17 protein-coding genes are annotated in these 14,625 nt (G+C 62.8%); 10 read left to right on the top strand and 7 right to left on the bottom strand.

The window, feature by feature from the left end; all coding sequences use genetic code 11:
• Positions 1 to 18: 18 nt before the first annotated feature.
• The 3 genes from ACZ9EJ_RS04430 to ACZ9EJ_RS04420 all read right to left on the bottom strand — a co-directional run bounded on the left by ACZ9EJ_RS04430 (position 19) and on the right by ACZ9EJ_RS04420 (position 2,579).
• Positions 19 to 1,641 carry a saccharopine dehydrogenase family protein gene (locus ACZ9EJ_RS04430; RefSeq protein WP_046638962.1) on the bottom strand — a complete coding sequence of 541 codons (1,623 nt, stop codon included), beginning with the start codon at positions 1,639 to 1,641 and terminating at the stop codon, positions 19 to 21.
• Positions 1,638 to 2,048, bottom strand: coding sequence for a thiol-disulfide oxidoreductase DCC family protein (locus ACZ9EJ_RS04425; protein ID WP_046638961.1), 411 nt, complete (start codon positions 2,046 to 2,048; stop codon positions 1,638 to 1,640). Before ACZ9EJ_RS04425 ends, ACZ9EJ_RS04430 begins: the two co-directional genes overlap by 4 nt.
• Positions 2,049 to 2,117: 69 nt before the next feature.
• Positions 2,118 to 2,579: an Lrp/AsnC family transcriptional regulator gene (locus tag ACZ9EJ_RS04420; protein ID WP_046638960.1), complete on the bottom strand. Its 462-nt coding sequence runs from the start codon at positions 2,577 to 2,579 to the stop codon at positions 2,118 to 2,120.
• A 100-nt stretch (positions 2,580 to 2,679) separates the two neighbouring features.
• On the opposite strand from ACZ9EJ_RS04420, the gene ACZ9EJ_RS04415 reads away from it, so the two are divergent.
• The 3 genes from ACZ9EJ_RS04415 (at position 2,680) to ACZ9EJ_RS04405 (ending at position 5,962) form a co-directional block, all read left to right on the top strand.
• A complete protein-coding gene (locus ACZ9EJ_RS04415; protein ID WP_046638959.1) occupies positions 2,680 to 3,639 on the top strand; it encodes a threonine ammonia-lyase in 960 nt (319 codons plus the stop codon).
• Positions 3,640 to 3,721: 82 nt separating this feature from the next.
• Positions 3,722 to 5,419 carry an adenine deaminase gene (gene ade / locus ACZ9EJ_RS04410; protein WP_046638958.1) on the top strand — a complete coding sequence of 566 codons (1,698 nt, stop codon included), beginning with the start codon at positions 3,722 to 3,724 and terminating at the stop codon, positions 5,417 to 5,419.
• A 342-nt stretch (positions 5,420 to 5,761) separates the two neighbouring features.
• Positions 5,762 to 5,962, top strand: a complete 201-nt coding sequence (locus ACZ9EJ_RS04405; protein WP_046638957.1) for a hypothetical protein — start codon at positions 5,762 to 5,764, stop codon at positions 5,960 to 5,962.
• A gap of 17 nt (positions 5,963 to 5,979) precedes the next feature.
• Here the strand turns inward: ACZ9EJ_RS04405 and ACZ9EJ_RS04400 are convergent, their stop codons facing one another.
• Both ACZ9EJ_RS04400 and ACZ9EJ_RS04395 read right to left on the bottom strand, forming a co-directional pair.
• Complete coding sequence (locus ACZ9EJ_RS04400; protein ID WP_080955644.1) at positions 5,980 to 6,348, bottom strand: Atu4866 domain-containing protein; 369 nt, start codon at positions 6,346 to 6,348, stop codon at positions 5,980 to 5,982.
• Positions 6,341 to 6,478, bottom strand: coding sequence for a hypothetical protein (locus ACZ9EJ_RS04395; protein ID WP_251089912.1), 138 nt, complete (start codon positions 6,476 to 6,478; stop codon positions 6,341 to 6,343). The genes ACZ9EJ_RS04400 and ACZ9EJ_RS04395 overlap by 8 nt, the downstream gene beginning before the upstream one ends.
• 209 nt (positions 6,479 to 6,687) lie before the next feature.
• On the opposite strand from ACZ9EJ_RS04395, the gene ACZ9EJ_RS04390 reads away from it, so the two are divergent.
• From ACZ9EJ_RS04390 to ACZ9EJ_RS04375, 4 genes are all read left to right on the top strand, one after another.
• Positions 6,688 to 7,590 carry an AraC family transcriptional regulator gene (locus tag ACZ9EJ_RS04390; RefSeq protein ID WP_046638956.1) on the top strand — a complete coding sequence of 301 codons (903 nt, stop codon included), beginning with the start codon at positions 6,688 to 6,690 and terminating at the stop codon, positions 7,588 to 7,590.
• Between the two features lie 77 nt (positions 7,591 to 7,667).
• Complete coding sequence (locus ACZ9EJ_RS04385; protein ID WP_080955643.1) at positions 7,668 to 8,093, top strand: ArsR/SmtB family transcription factor; 426 nt, start codon at positions 7,668 to 7,670, stop codon at positions 8,091 to 8,093.
• Positions 8,090 to 8,623, top strand: coding sequence for an SRPBCC family protein (locus ACZ9EJ_RS04380; RefSeq protein WP_046638955.1), 534 nt, complete (start codon positions 8,090 to 8,092; stop codon positions 8,621 to 8,623). The genes ACZ9EJ_RS04385 and ACZ9EJ_RS04380 overlap by 4 nt, the downstream gene beginning before the upstream one ends.
• Positions 8,624 to 8,729: 106 nt before the next feature.
• Entirely contained in the window at positions 8,730 to 9,143 is a 414-nt protein-coding gene (locus ACZ9EJ_RS04375) for a GFA family protein (protein WP_046638954.1), read from the top strand.
• Between the two features lie 7 nt (positions 9,144 to 9,150).
• Here ACZ9EJ_RS04375 and bglA read toward each other — a convergent pair whose 3' ends face one another.
• Positions 9,151 to 10,800: a beta-galactosidase BglA gene (gene bglA, locus ACZ9EJ_RS04370; protein ID WP_046638953.1), complete on the bottom strand. Its 1,650-nt coding sequence runs from the start codon at positions 10,798 to 10,800 to the stop codon at positions 9,151 to 9,153.
• Positions 10,801 to 11,151: 351 nt separating this feature from the next.
• Between bglA and ACZ9EJ_RS04365 the strand changes: the two genes are divergently transcribed.
• Positions 11,152 to 12,066 carry a sugar kinase gene (locus ACZ9EJ_RS04365; RefSeq protein WP_046638952.1) on the top strand — a complete coding sequence of 305 codons (915 nt, stop codon included), beginning with the start codon at positions 11,152 to 11,154 and terminating at the stop codon, positions 12,064 to 12,066.
• 154 nt (positions 12,067 to 12,220) lie between these two features.
• On the top strand, positions 12,221 to 12,739 hold the full coding sequence (locus ACZ9EJ_RS04360) for a hypothetical protein (protein WP_046638951.1): 519 nt from the start codon (positions 12,221 to 12,223) through the stop codon (positions 12,737 to 12,739).
• Positions 12,740 to 12,771: 32 nt separating this feature from the next.
• Here ACZ9EJ_RS04360 and ACZ9EJ_RS04355 read toward each other — a convergent pair whose 3' ends face one another.
• On the bottom strand, positions 12,772 to 13,179 hold the full coding sequence (locus ACZ9EJ_RS04355; protein WP_046631270.1) for an OsmC family protein: 408 nt from the start codon (positions 13,177 to 13,179) through the stop codon (positions 12,772 to 12,774).
• A 165-nt stretch (positions 13,180 to 13,344) separates the two neighbouring features.
• Between ACZ9EJ_RS04355 and ACZ9EJ_RS04350 the strand changes: the two genes are divergently transcribed.
• A complete protein-coding gene (locus ACZ9EJ_RS04350; protein ID WP_046638950.1) occupies positions 13,345 to 14,406 on the top strand; it encodes a glycosyltransferase family 4 protein in 1,062 nt (353 codons plus the stop codon).
• Positions 14,407 to 14,625 lie beyond the last annotated feature (219 nt).

Below are 14,625 nucleotides of genomic sequence, written 5' to 3'. Positions count from 1 at the left end.
TTGTTTTGGCGAACCCGCCTAGATGCGTCGAAGCCGGCCCCGATAGTGAACGACCTTGCCAATCAGCGGCAGCGCGATCGGCACATCGAAGCAGAAATCACCACCCTCCGCCCATTCCCGCGCCTCGCTTTTCGGTGCAAGAACCAGCGGCATCGGAACCGAGAAGACCGACCACCGACGCATCGCCATCGTCAGCCCGGAAGCGTCCGACGGCAGATCGAAATAAAATCGCATCTGCCCGAAACGCTCGCAGACATGGCGCCCGCGCTGGCTGAGCTCGCTGCTGAAAACATGCCCGCCGAAATCACGCGTCCAGCGTTCGACGCCACGGTTTTCCGAGAAAGCGACATGCAGCGCATGCTCCCCTTCCGGCGGAAAACGCATGATTGCCGCGACGAGTCGCGCCGGAAGTGACCGCCCGCGCTCCACCGTGGCGGTGCCGGCCGCTCCGACATCTCCGAAAACACTATGCATTTCCCGCACCGGCCCCGGCAGCATATGAAACGCCTCGCCCATTGCCCGCAGATAGAGCGGCAGATAGGGGCTGCTCTCGATCTCCCGGTAGATCGCAAGCCGGTCGAATTGCGGGGTGAACGCTGCCAATGACAGCTCTCCCGCAGCCGGCCGGGCACCGGGAGCTACCGTCCCCTCCGCTATCGTATTCGCGATCAGCTGCGCCGCCATCGTCGGGATTTCCGGCCCGCAGCCGTCTTCGGCGATCAATGTCCAGCGCCGGCTTTCGCACGCACCGCCAAGTAAACCCTTGACCTCGATCGCCATTGCCGAACGATCCGTCCCGAACTGCGTGCTGAGCTTCTGCAGCGGCAGCAGCCAGCGGGCAAGCGGCCTGAGCGACGCGAACCATCCCCATTTCACCGGCCAGCTCAAAATCCAGAGCGTCAGCAGTTGAAACGAAAACTCCGGCCCGGCACGGAAGATGGTTGCCGGTCGGCCCGGCACCCTTGCCGGTACAAGATCATGATCCGGCACATCCGACAGCGCGACCAGCCGCGAAATGGGCGCCTTGCCGCGTATGCCATAGTGTACGCGCTTCAACCGATGCCAGCCGGTCTCCTGCCGCCAGCGCCGGCCTTGCCAGAGCCGCACGGGCTTGCCCACATAGCTGAGGATCGCTGCCGCAACGGACGAACCTGCCGCCGCACGGTTCGAGGCGCTGATCGACATTTCGACGGAGCGCACCTCCTCCATGTCTTGCGAAAGTTCATCAATAACGGCACCGGACATGGCAGGTACGCTGGAGGCACCGGCCATCGCCACGACGCCGCGGGCACGCGCCGTCTCATCCAGCGCCGAAATGCCGTTGACGAAATCCCGCGCATCGGCGAGATCGATGTAGTGGACCCCACAGGCGATGCAGGCCTGCGCCACCTGATAGCCGCTGCCCTGAAACGGCCCGGCTGCATCGATGAGTAGAAACGGCCGATGTTCCTCAAGGATCGGCCTCAGATCCCCATTCCGATCCGCCACGAGCGGCATCGCATTCGGCAGATCCTCCGCAAATCGCCTGGCGGCCTCGCCATTCCGGCCAGCCACCAGCACAATCCAACCATCAGCGGCGAGCCGCAGCGAAAGCCGGGCGCCGAAACCGCCATATCCGCCAAGAACGATGACCGTTTTCACAGCACGCGATCTGCATAATCCGCCGGCGGGACCCAGCAGGTCTCGCGCCGCCCAAAAATCCGATAGCGGTTGCGGGCAATCCAGAGATAGAGCGGATCGCGCAGGAAAGGCGGCACCAGCCTCAGAACGGCAAGCACCTTCCAGGGCCAGCCAAGCCCGGCATAGATCGCCAGCACCGCATCACTGTCGCGCAGCGCCTCGTCACCCTGCACCACGATCAGCGTTTCCGGATTGGCCGGATCGATGCCGAAGCGGCGATAGAGCGCAGCTCCCGTTTCGTTCTGCATCGAGGCGAGACGGAACCGCCGCGCCCGGTCGTAACGCAGCACGAACTGGGCGTTGGCCGAGCAGAGAATGCATTGCGCATCGAAAATGATAATCGGGCCGGAGAGGTCTTTGGCGCTCATGGCGCCACCTTATTCCGACAGATCAAAGCCAGGCAATCGATATCGGTTTGCAGACTTAACGTTGCTTCCTCACTCCACATGCACCGCCAGCGTCCGCTTCAACGTCTTCAGCACGACACTCGTCGTGAACTTGCGAATGTTCGGGTTCATCTCCATCATCCGGTCCGCCAGCACGTCGAAATGTTCGACGGACTGGACAAGGATCACCAGAGTGAAATCGCCCCGGCCTGACGTGCCCCAGGCCTCCTGCACTTCCGGCGTATCCGCCAGCCAGCGCAGGAAAGGCGGCATGAGCTCCGGCCGGTCGCGCTCCAGCTCCACCTCGACCAGCATGGAAACGGCCGTGCCGACCTTTTTGGGATCGACGATCGAAACGTCCCGCAGGATCACCTTGTCCTCGCGCAGCTTCTGCAGCCGCCGCTGTGCCGAGGATGGCGACAGGCCCACACGCTCGGCAAGCTCGTTCAGGGTAATGGTCGCATCCTGCTGCATGAGCTTGAGGATTTCACGGTCAGCTTTCGTCAATGCCATTGAGAGAATTTCCCGGCTATCAAACAAATTCCGGGAGATATTCCTGATTAGAAGCATAACTTCAGGAATCCTGCCGGTTTTTCGTTGGCATCTTAACGCCATGACACAGAACCAGCCACACCCTTCCGCCGACGGTATTCTCGCCGCTTCGAAAAGCATCGATCCCGTCTTCACCAACAGCCCGCTGATCGAGCAACAGACGGCCAACACCGTGCTCGGCCTTCGCCTCCTTGCGAAGGTGGAGACGCTCAATCCGATCCGATCCTTCAAGGGACGCGGCACCGATTGGTGGATGCGGAACGAACCGGCCGGCGACCATCCCGTCGTCTCCGCCTCCGCAGGCAATTTCGGCCAAGGGCTCGCCTATGCTGGCCGGGCGCAGGGCCGCAAGGTAGTGATCTTTTCCGCCACCACCGCCAATCCCGGCAAGATCGAAGCCATGCGCCGGCTCGGCGCCGAAGTGCGGCTGGAAGGTACCGATTTCGACGCCGCCAAGGCCGCCGCGCGTGCCTATGCGCAAGCGAATGGCTGCCCCTTTGTCGAAGACGGCGCCCTACGGACCATCGCCGAAGGCGCTGGCACGATCGCGCTGGAAATCACCGAGCACCTCTCCCGTGATGCCGTCGACCTCGACGCAATCCTCGTGCCGCTCGGCAATGGCGCCCTTCTGACCGGGATCGGCACCTGGATCCGCGCCAGGGCACCGAACTGCAAGGTCATCGGCGTAGTCGCCGCCAATGCGCCCGCCATGAAACAATCCTGGGAAACCAACCGGCTCATCTCCACGAAGACCGCAGCGACCGCAGCCGATGGCATCGCGGTTCGGGAATGCGTTCCCTACGCGCTGGACTGCATGAGGACGACGGTCGACGAGGTCTGGGAAGCCAGCGAGGCGGCAATCCGCCAGGCGCGGGATTTCTGCCGCATCCATTACGGCCTCGTCGTCGAGGAAGCCGGTGCCGCCGGCATTGCAGGTCTGCTGGAAAAAGGCGCGAACCTCAAAGGCCGAACTGTCGCCACCATCCTCTGCGGCGGCAATGTCCGCACGGATATCGCATGACATCTCACCTGCATCGATCACCTCTCCCCGTTTCCTCATGGAACGGCTAGGTTAGGCGATCGATTCAGCGCGAGGAGCCGCCATGACCACCCGCCTCGAAACCCTCATCGACCAGGGCACCGGCCGCCAACCCGCAGACATCGTGCTGAAGGGCGGAAAGTTCTTCGATCTCGTCACCGGCGAGCTCGTCGCCTCCGACATCGCCATCTGCGGCGACCGCATCGTCGGCACCTGCGGCGACTACACCGGCAAGACCGAGATCGACATCTCCGGCAGGATCGTCGTGCCCGGCTTCATCGACACGCATCTCCACATCGAGAGCTCGCTGGTCACCCCGCACGAATTCGACCGCTGCGTCCTGCCCTACGGCGTCACCACGGCGATCTGCGACCCGCACGAGATCGCCAACGTGCTCGGCACGCAAGGCATCCAGTTCTTCCTGGATTCTTCGCTGGAAACGATCATGGACATCCGCGTCCAGCTCTCCTCCTGCGTGCCCGCCACGCATCTGGAGACGTCCGGCGCCGATCTGCCGATCGAAAAGCTGCTGCCCTTCCGCGACCATCCGAAGGTCATCGGCCTTGCCGAATTCATGAACTTCCCGGGCGTCATTTATAAGGACCCGATCTGCCTCGCCAAGCTCGACGCCTTCTACGGCGACCATATCGACGGCCACGCACCGCTGCTGCGGGGCAACGATCTGAACGGCTACCTCGCAGCCGGCATCCGCACCGAGCACGAATGCACCACCGCCGAGGAGGCGCTCGAAAAGATCCGCAAGGGCATGCATATCCTGGTGCGCGAAGGCTCGGTCTCCAAGGACCTCCACGCCCTGATGCCGCTCCTCACGGAGCGGCTCTCGCCCTATCTGGCGCTCTGCACCGACGACCGCAACCCGCTCGACATCGCCGAGCAGGGCCATCTCGACTACATGATCCGCACCGCCATCGCCCATGGCGTCGAGCCGATCGCGGTCTACCGCGCCGCCTCGATTTCCGCCGCAAGGGCCTTCGCCCTCCGCGACCGCGGCCTCGTCGCCCCCGGCTGGCGCGCCGATCTCGTCGTTATCGACAGCCTCCAAAACTGCAGGGCCGAGATGGTCTTCTCCGCAGGCCGCAAGGTGACTGACGAACTCTTCGCCACCCGCAAACCGGTCGCCCCGGTCGGCCTCGACAGCGTCAAGGCGCGTCCCGTCCAGGCCATGCATTTCGGCGTGCCGGTGAGCGAGGACGAGACACCCGTCATCGGCGTGATGCCCGGAAAAATCATCACCGAACATCGCCGCTTCCGCCTGCCCTCGGCAGGCAACCAGACCGGCGTCGATCTCGACCGCGACATCATCAAGGTCGCGGTCATCGAGCGCCATGGCAAGAACGGCAACCATGCCAATGGTTTCGTTCAGGGTTTCGGATTGAAGAAGGGCGCGATCGCGTCGACGGTCGGGCATGACAGCCACAATATCTGCGTCGTCGGCGTCAGAGAGGACGACATGGCGATGGCCGCCAATCGCTTAAGCGAAATCCATGGCGGCTTCGTGGTGGTGGAAGATGGAAAAGTCACCGGCGAAATCGCCCTCCCCGTCGCCGGCCTGATGAGCCTCGAACCGTATGAAACGGTTCGCGATACCCTCCACCACCTCCGCCAGGCCGCCTATGCGCTCGGCACCACGCTCCAGGAACCCTTCCTCCAGGTCGCCTTCCTGCCGTTGCCCGTCATTCCGCACCTGAAGATTTCCGACAAGGGCATGGTGGATGTGGACAGGTTTGCGCTGATCGGGTGAGGTTTGCGCCTTCGCGTCCGGTCCTCTTCCTCATTCCTGTGCTCGTCACAGGAATCCAGTGACCCGATGTCTATCGGGTCGAAAGACCCCTTCAGCCCAAGGACTTGGGCTGGCTGGATTCCTGTGACAAGCACAGGAATGAGGGAGAAAATACACTCCTGCCCGTCAAAGCCACTCGCTTCAACAGCCGTGTTCTGTCTGCTATTATCGGGCTCGTCATCGACAATCGTTCTCTGATCAAGCGCGCATGGCGTGAGTATTTCGGCACCTGAGGTGAAATTCGAAGGGCGCGGCGACAGGACGGTGAAACGTCCTGCCGCATAAATCCTGTCAGGATCGTTCATGACAAAGCTGGAGCAGATCGAGAAAGCCGTTGCCCAACTGGACCGACAGGAACTGGAAGCATTCTCGCTCTGGTTCGAAGAGCTTCAGGTTGAACGCTGGGATCGCCAGATCGAGAAGGACGATGCGGAAGGCAAATTCGACCGTCTGGCAGAGGATGCCTTGACAGAGTTCCGTGCGGGCAAGACACGGTCGCTTTGAGTGGGCGCCGCCTCCCCTTACCGCCGCCTCAGCACCATCCCCGCATGATAGAGCACCCCATCGCGGAAATCGCCGTCGGCGGTAAAGCCTGTGTCGTCCTTGTAGTCGATATGATTGCCGGTCACCCAGTAGCGGCCCTCATAGGCCTTTTCGCGGGTGCCTCGCGCTTCGACATAGCGGCCGTTCGGCAGCAGTTCGTGGCGGATGTGGTTGTCCTCGGTCACCCACATTCCGGCATAGGGATGTTCAGCCATGGTTTTCTCCTCTTGTCTGATGTCGTGTGCAAACGCCGCAAATGTCGCGACGACGGTGAAAGCCGCGGCAAAGGCGGCAAACGCGAGCGGGGCTCGCAAATCCGAGGGGATGCGGAAAAGCCGGTCAGCCATTGAGATATTCCCTCCTGAGCATCCGTTCGCGGCGGCGTCTTTCCGTGCCGCGGGAACGTCGGAGGAAGCCACCGGCAAAATCGGCGGCCCAATGGAAGGGGCTTTCAAGTAAGCGCTGGAAGTTGCTCATCACCATCTCCATTTGCGTCCGGGCTGGTTCGATCGGACGAGCCGAATATGGTGGAAAGCAGCGGGCAAGCGGTAGACCAGTCCTCCGGCATGATTGCACAATCCTCCGAAGCTCAATTGAAATGGCCGGCAACGCCACCATATGATGCCCGCACAAAACCGCGAACGCCCTGTGTCCCAAGACATTCGAACCTCCGCACGAGGCCCAAGATGGACAAACTCGATCAACTTGCTCAACTGATTGCACAAAGCACCGACGGTGACGGCGTGTTCGAAACCGCGATCCCGCGCCTGGCGGCGATCCGCATGTCGAAGCCGACCGAGCCGCTGCACGCCATCCACCAGCCGGCGGTGTGCATCATCGCGCAAGGGGCAAAACAGGTCATGCTGGCGGACGAGATCTTTCGCTACAGCCCCGGGCAGTATCTGGTCGTCTCGGTCGACATGCCCGTCACCGGTCAGGTCATCGAGGCGACGGAGCAACAGCCCTATCTCTGCCTGCGCCTCGATCTCGACCTGAAGCTGCTCAGCGAAATGCTGGTGGAGATGCCGGCGGCGCCAGGTGTCCCGACCATGCGCAAGAAATGCATCGGCCTCAGTCACACCACGCCAGAGTTCCTGGATGCCGCACTCCGCCTCGCCCAGCTTCTCGATAAGCCCGACGAGATCGCCTATCTTGCGCCGCTGGTCGAGCGGGAACTGATGTTCCGCCTGCTGCGCGGCGACCAGGCCGAGATGATCCGCCAGGTTCTCGCGCCTGAAAACCGGCTGCAGCAGGTCAACCGGGCAATCTCCTGGATCCGCCAGAATTTTTCCGCCCCCTTCTCGATCGAGCAGGTCGCGGTCGAGGCGCGCATGAGCACATCGTCGCTACACCAGCATTTTCGCGAGGTGACGGCGATGAGCCCGCTGCAGTACCAGAAGCAGTTACGCTTGCAGGAAGCCCGACGCCTCATCCTCGGCAAGGCCATGGATGCCGCCACCGCCGCCCATCAGGTCGGCTACGACAGCCCCTCGCAGTTCAGCCGCGAATACCGCCGCCTGTTCGGCGCTCCACCGATCCAGGATATCACCCGGCTCAGAAGCGAACCCTCCCGCTACGCCGAGGCCTGAACCGCCCAATTCTCCCTTCCCGAAAATATTCAACCGATCGGTTGACAATAAAAACGCATGCGCGCATATTCAACCACATGGTTGAATTACAAGCACATCCGATCGATACGGTCTTCCACGCCCTTAGCGACGGCACGCGCCGCCGCATGCTCCGTGAGTTGGCGCAGGGCGAGCGCACGGTCAGCCAGCTGGCCGAGCCGCACGACATGTCGCTCGCGGCGGCCTCGAAACACATCAAGGTGCTGGAAGGCGCCGGACTGATCCGCCGCGAGATCCAAGGCCGCACCCATCTCTGCCGCCTCGAACCCGGCCCGCTCGCGACGGCCCATGAATGGCTGACATTCTATGAACGCTTCTGGACCAGCAGGCTCGATATCCTGGAACGCCTTCTCCGAGAGGAGGACGCTCAAAAGAGCGCCCGGGACGAAATCCGGAAGAGCCCGCTGAAATCCCCTGCCCCACGGAAGTCTGAAACTGAACCTGAAACGGGAGAAGACCAATGAACGATATGACATCGTTGAACAAATACGGCGCTGTGGCCGAACCTTTCACCTTCACCATCCAGCGCCGGTTGCCAGGCCCCATCGAGAGAATCTGGGCCTACCTCACCGACAGCGATCTGCGCCGCCAGTGGCTCGCATCGGGCATCATACCGGCACAGGCAGGCAGTTCCTTCGAGCTCACCTGGCGCAACGACGAACTGACCGGCTCGGCCGAAGGCAGGCCGGAAGGCTTTCCCGCCGAACACAGTATTCAAAGCGAAGTGATCGCCTTCGAGCCTCCGCATCGCCTCGTCTTCTCCTGGCCGCCGCGCGGCGAGGTCAGCTTTGAACTACAGCCGGCCGGCAGCGAAATCCTGCTCACCGTCACGCATCGGCGGATCTCCGATCGCCGCAACATGGTTATGGTCGGCGCCGGCTGGCACATGCATCTCGACATCCTGGTTGCCCGGGCGACCGGCGCCAAGCCTGAACCGTTCTGGGAAGGCTGGAGCCGCCTCAAGGAAGAATACGACCGCCGCATCCCGGCCTGAAGCACCGTTGTCGCCTCCGCCCATGGTCCCGAGACGCCTCGGCCCCTGGGCGGAAGTCTCAGCCGAACCCTTCCATCCTCGGTTGGGCACCCCAAGGAGACAAGATATGAGCACCCCCTTTACGGGCGGATGCGCCTGCGGCGCACTTCGTTATGAAATCTCCGCCGAACCGGCGGTCATGGTCGACTGCCAGTGCCGCCAGTGCCAGCGCGAAAGCGGCACCGGGCACGCCTCCCACCTCACCTTCCCAAGCGCTGCCGTCAAGGTCGAGGGCAAGGCGACCCATTGGGAGGCGACCGGCGACGGCGGTACCGTCAAAAGGCGGGCCTTCTGCCCCACCTGCGGTTCGCCGGTCTACATGACATTCCCCGCCATGCCGGACTATTTCGTCATCCGCGCCGGCAGCCTTGACGATCCGAGCCGGTACAAGCCGCAATTCGTGACCTGGCACGCCGCCGGCCACGCCTGGGACCGTCTCGATCCGGCTCTGCCGAAATTCGAGAATATGCCGCCGGCTTGAAAAACCTTCACACCCGGGCGCAGAACACGTCGAGCGCGTCGAGCTTCACCACGCCCTTTTCGAGCCGCGACACGAAACCCGGCAGGTTAACCGGCAGGATTTCGCCGAGCCGTTTCGGCAGGGTGAAATCCTGTGTTCCCCGGGTCAGGTTGAAGATGAACAGCAGCTTTTCGCCGCCCTTTTCGCGCACGAAGGCGAGCAGGTCCTGGTTGGTGTCGAGGAAGGTCATGTCGCCATCGACGAGAGGCGGATGCGCCTTGCGGAAGGCGAGTGCCGCCCGGTAGTGGTGCAGCACCGAATCCGGGAGCCCCTCCTGCGCATCGACGGCTCGCGCCGCATGTTCGCCCGGAACCGGCAGCCAGGTCTTCGAACCCGTGGTGAAACCGGCATGCGGTTCGCTTGCCTCCCACACCATCGGCGTCCGGCATCCGTCGCGGCCCTTGAAGGCCGGCCAGAAGCGGATGCCGTAGGGGTCGCGCAGATCCTCGAAGGTGAGTTCCGCCTCTGTCAGCCCCAGTTCCTCGCCCTGATAGAGGCAGATCGAGCCGCGCAGGACCGAAAGCAGCGTGATCGACAGTTTTGCAACCCGCTCCTGTTCGGCAGGAGACTCGGCGAAACGGGTCACATGGCGCACCACGTCATGGTTGGAAAAGGCCCAGCAAACCCAGCCATTGCTGACGGTATCGGCAACCGTCGTCATCACCTTGCGGATATAGGCGGCATCGAAGGCGGGGCCGAGGAAATCGAAGGTGTAGCACATGTGCAGCTTGTCGTTGCCGGTCGTGTAGAGCGCCAGCGTCGAAAGCGAACGCGGACCATCGCCGACTTCGCCGACGGTCGCACGGCCTTCGTAGCTGTCGAGCAGCGCCCTCAGCCGCTTCAGGAAGTCGATATTTTCCGGCTGCGTCTTGTCGTAGAGGTGGTTCTGCATGGAATAGGGATTGGTGTCCGTCTCCATGCCCGCCCCGTCGGTGTCGTAGACCATCGGCGGGTTGTTGCGCAGCTGCTTGTCGTGGAAATAGTAGTTGACCGTATCGAGCCGGAACCCGTGCACGCCGCGGTCCAGCCAGAAGCGCACCGTGTCCAGCATGGCGGTCTGGACCTCCGGATTGTGGAAATTGAGATCCGGCTGGGCGATCAGGAAGTTGTGCATGTAATATTGCTTGCGAACCCCGTCCCATTCCCAGCCCGGCCCGCCGAAGATGGACAGCCAGTTGGTCGGCGCCGTGCCGTCCGGTTTCGGGTCCGCCCAGACATACCAGTCGGCCTTGGGATTGGTGCGGCTGGAACGGCTTTCGACGAACCACGGATGGCGGTCGGACGTGTGGGAAATCACCTGGTCGATGATCACCTTCAATCCCAGGCGTTCCGCCTCGGCCATCATCTCGTCGAAGTCGGTGAGCGTGCCGAACATCGGGTCGACATTGCAGTAGTCGGAGACGTCATAGCCCATATCGGCCATCGGCGAAGTGAAGAAAGGCGAGAGCCAGATCGCGTCGACACCGAGCGAGGCGACATGCGGCAGGCGTGCGGTAATGCCCTTGATGTCGCCGATCCCGTCGCCGGTCGAGTCCTGAAAGGAGCGCGGATAGATCTGGTAGATCACCGCGCCGCGCCACCAGTTTGCATCGACTGCCTTCACCGCCTGCGTCGCCATATTCCGACTCTCCTTCCTCAAATGTTCCAGCCGAACCTAGAGCCATGGCGGTAAAAGACAACGCAAAAGCGGCGCGGACACACTCTTGTCATGAGGCGAACTTCGGCCTATGCGACAAGACCAAGTACGATAGGCGATAGCGGCTGTTGTTGTGGTCTGAGGACGCCCGCCATCCTCATCCCTGTGCTTGTCACAGGGATCCAGCAGCGCCGCGTCTGCGGCGCGATAGACTCTTTTCAGCCCAAGGACTTGGGCTGGCTGGATTCCTGTGACAAGCACAGGAATGAGGATATGTTCCGACCTGCCAACGAGGCTACCTCGTAAAGCTGTGAATATCCGGAGGGACGGGAATTGGGCGGAAAACTTCTTTCGATCGGCGAGTGCATGGTGGAGTTGTCGCAGGCGGGCGAAGGCCTGCTGCGCAAGGGCTTTGCCGGCGATACGTTCAACACCGCCTGGTATGCGCGCGCCTGCCTGCCGGCCGAATGGTCGGTGGATTATTTCACCGCGGTCGGCGACGATCCCCTGTCGACCGAAATGCTGTCGATGATGAGGGATGCCGGCATCGGCACGAGCTTCATCCGCCGCATCGAAGGCAAGACGCCCGGCCTCTACCTGATCACGCTGAAGAACGGCGAACGCACCTTCAGCTACTGGCGCGACACCGCCGCCGCCAGGAAGCTCGCCGACGGCGCCGACCATCTGCGCGCGGCAATCGAAGCCGCCGACATTCTCTATTTCTCCGGCATCACGCTGGGCATCCTGAGCCCCGAAGCGGTCGAGACGCTGCTGTCGGAACTGCGCCGTGCCAAGGCCTCCGGCAAGACGGTCGCCTTCGACCCGAACATCCGCCCCCGCCTCTGGCCGAACAGGGATTATATGCTCAAAACGATCGAGGCCGGCGCCCGGGCAGCCTCCCTCGTCCTGCCGAGCTTCGACGACGAGACCACCCATTTCGGCGATGCGACCGTCGCAGACACTATCGCCCGCTACCACGCGCTCGGCGTCGAGAACGTGGTGGTCAAGAACGGCGCGGATGGCGCGACGCTGAGCTTCGCCGGCGCCGCCCCCGTCCACGTCCCTTCGGTCAGGGCAGCCCAGCTCGTCGATACGACCAGCGCCGGCGACAGCTTCAACGGCGCCTTCCTCTCCCGCCTCGTCCGCGGCACCCCGCCGGCGCAGGCCGCCGCCTATGGCGCCTCGGTCGCCTCGGTCGTCATCGGCCACCACGGCGCGCTGATCAGCCCGGCGCTGCTGCCGGGATAAACCGCCGCCGGACGTATCTGGACACGACGGACAAGGACGCCGAGATCGACGCCCTTTGTCCGCTTGTTTTTGGGCGGCGCGTCATACATCAATTTTCAGTCATTATCTGAAAGAGTTGGGGCGGCTTACGATTGCTCCCAACGAGGAAATGAAAATGCGTATCGCTCTTGCCTTCCTGACCGTCCTCTCCCTATCCCAGGCTGCGTACTCAGCCCCGATCGACGCCCTGACCAAGGCGGAGGAAAAGACTTATGAGGCATGGGGAAAGCTCGGTCTGACGGAGCGCCTGGTGACCTTCGTCACCGCGCCCTCCACCGGCTACGGCATCTACCAGGAAAAGCAGTCCAGCATTTTCAAGCAGGGTGAAAAGGTCATCACCTATGTCGAACCGATCGGATTTGGCTGGAAAGAGCTTCCGCACGACATGTACGAACTCAACTTCGTGTCGGACCTGAAGATCAAGGCGGCGAACGGCGACGTCATACTCGACAAGAAGGCCTTCTCCACCAATGTTCTGCAGAGCCACAACGCCAACATGGAATTCTCCATGGACTTCACCCTGACGTTGACGGGCGCGCCGGCCGGCAAATATACCCTAACCTATACGATCCACGACATGAGCGGCGACCAGACCTCCACATTCGACCAGGAATTCACCATCGCCGCGGATTAACCGCTCCCGGCGTCGGCGGCCTCGCTCGGAGGTCAGCCGGCGACCCGGAACGACACCGGAAACCCCCGCATCACCGAATTGGCGACCGTGCAGACGCTTCTGGCCCGTTCGATCAGTGCCCTGGTGTCGGAGCCATCGCCCGAGGTGCAGATGACGTCGAGCTCCGCACCCACGGCCACCAGCGGCGTGCCGTCGAGCTCCAGCGTGACGCTGACCGCGATATCCTCGATGTCGATATTCATCTCGTGCGCCGCGTATCTCAGATCGTTGCAGAAGCATCCGCCGATCGCAAGCGCCAAGAGCTGCCCGCCATTGAACCCGAGATTGCGCCCGCCAGCCTTCCCCTCCGGCCGGTCGACGACAATCGTATGGCTGCCGGCCCACCCCAGCGCCGCCTCGGTTCCGGCCACGTTGCGAAGCTCGACGGTCGACGAGATCATAGGCAGTCCTCCTTGGCCGATCGATGATCCCATCGATCTGACATCTGTTCAACTGCCCCCGGCACGCTCCCTTCATCAGCCTGTAACAAACTTTTCCGATAGAGGGCCGACAACGCTCCGTCACGCGCGAGTCGTGGATGGATCGGCAACCGGGTTCGGCCTTCCATGACAAGAATAACCATCGTGACGGATGCCTGGTACCCTCAGGTGAACGGCGTCGTCCGTTCGATCGAGAATACCAATCGGGAACTTGCCCAGATGGGCGTCGACGTGACGATGGTGACGCCGCAGGATTTCACCAGCGTTCCCTGCCCCACCTATCCGGAAATCCGCCTCTCGGTCGCCACCTACTGGCAGATCGCCAGCGCCATCCAGGCGTCGATGCCGACCGCCGTGCATATCGCAACCGAGGGCCCGCTCGGGCTGCTTGCCCGCCGCTGGTGCCTCAAGAACCACATCCCGTTCTCGACCAGCTACCACACCCGCTTTCCGGAATATGTGTCGGCGCGCTTCCCCATCCCGGTCCGCTGGCTGCATGGCTTCGTGCGCTGGTTCCACAATGCCGGCAACGGCTGCATGGTGGCGACCGCCAGCCTCGAACGCGAGCTCTCGAAGCTCGGCTTGAAAAACCTCTTGCGCTGGAGCCGCGGCATCGACCAGACCATGTTCCACCCGATGGATCTCGACGAGCGGCCCTTCGACCTGCCGCGCCCGATCTTCATGACCGTCGGCCGCGTCGCGGTGGAAAAAAACCTGCCCGCCTTCCTCGATCTCGACCTGCCCGGCTCCAAGGTCGTGGTCGGCGACGGCCCGGCCCGCGCCGATCTCCAGAGACGTTATCCGAACGTGCTCTTCACCGGCATGAAGACCGGCGAGGACCTCGCCCGCGCCTATGCCCAGGCGGACGTCTTCGTCTTCCCGTCTAAGACCGACACGTTCGGCAACACGATCCTTGAGGCGCTGGCGAGCGGCGTCCCCGTCGCCGCCTACCCGGTCACCGGCCCGATCGACATCATCGAGGAAGGATCGGGCGCAGGCGCACTCAACGAAGACCTCCGTGTGGCCTGCCTTGCCGCGCTGAACTGCTCGCGCGAAAACGCCCGGACACTTGCCCGCAACTTCACCTGGGAAGCGGCGTCGAAGCAGTTTTTGAACAATGTGATGATTGCGCAAGGGCGGCCGAAGCTGCCGGCACCACGTGGTGGAATTCGGCCTTCGACGGTGTAGCGTCGGAGCCAAGCTCTGCCCCTCATCCGGCTGCCGCCACCTTCTCCCCGTTCTGACGGGGAGAAGGACGCAAGACGCACGCTCCCTATTCCCCAGGAAGAGCGCCCAGAGCGAGACGCCATTTACAGCGATGAGAGAGGCGAAAACGGCGCGGCATATCCCTTCGCCCCGCAAGCGGGGAGAAGGTGGCGGCAGCCGGATGAGGGGCCGCACCAGGCA

The sequence above is a fragment of the Neorhizobium sp. USDA 3394 genome (assembly GCF_056280385.1).
The sequence above is the reverse complement of the archived record's forward strand: the minus strand, read 5'-3'. Positions and strand labels throughout refer to the sequence as shown.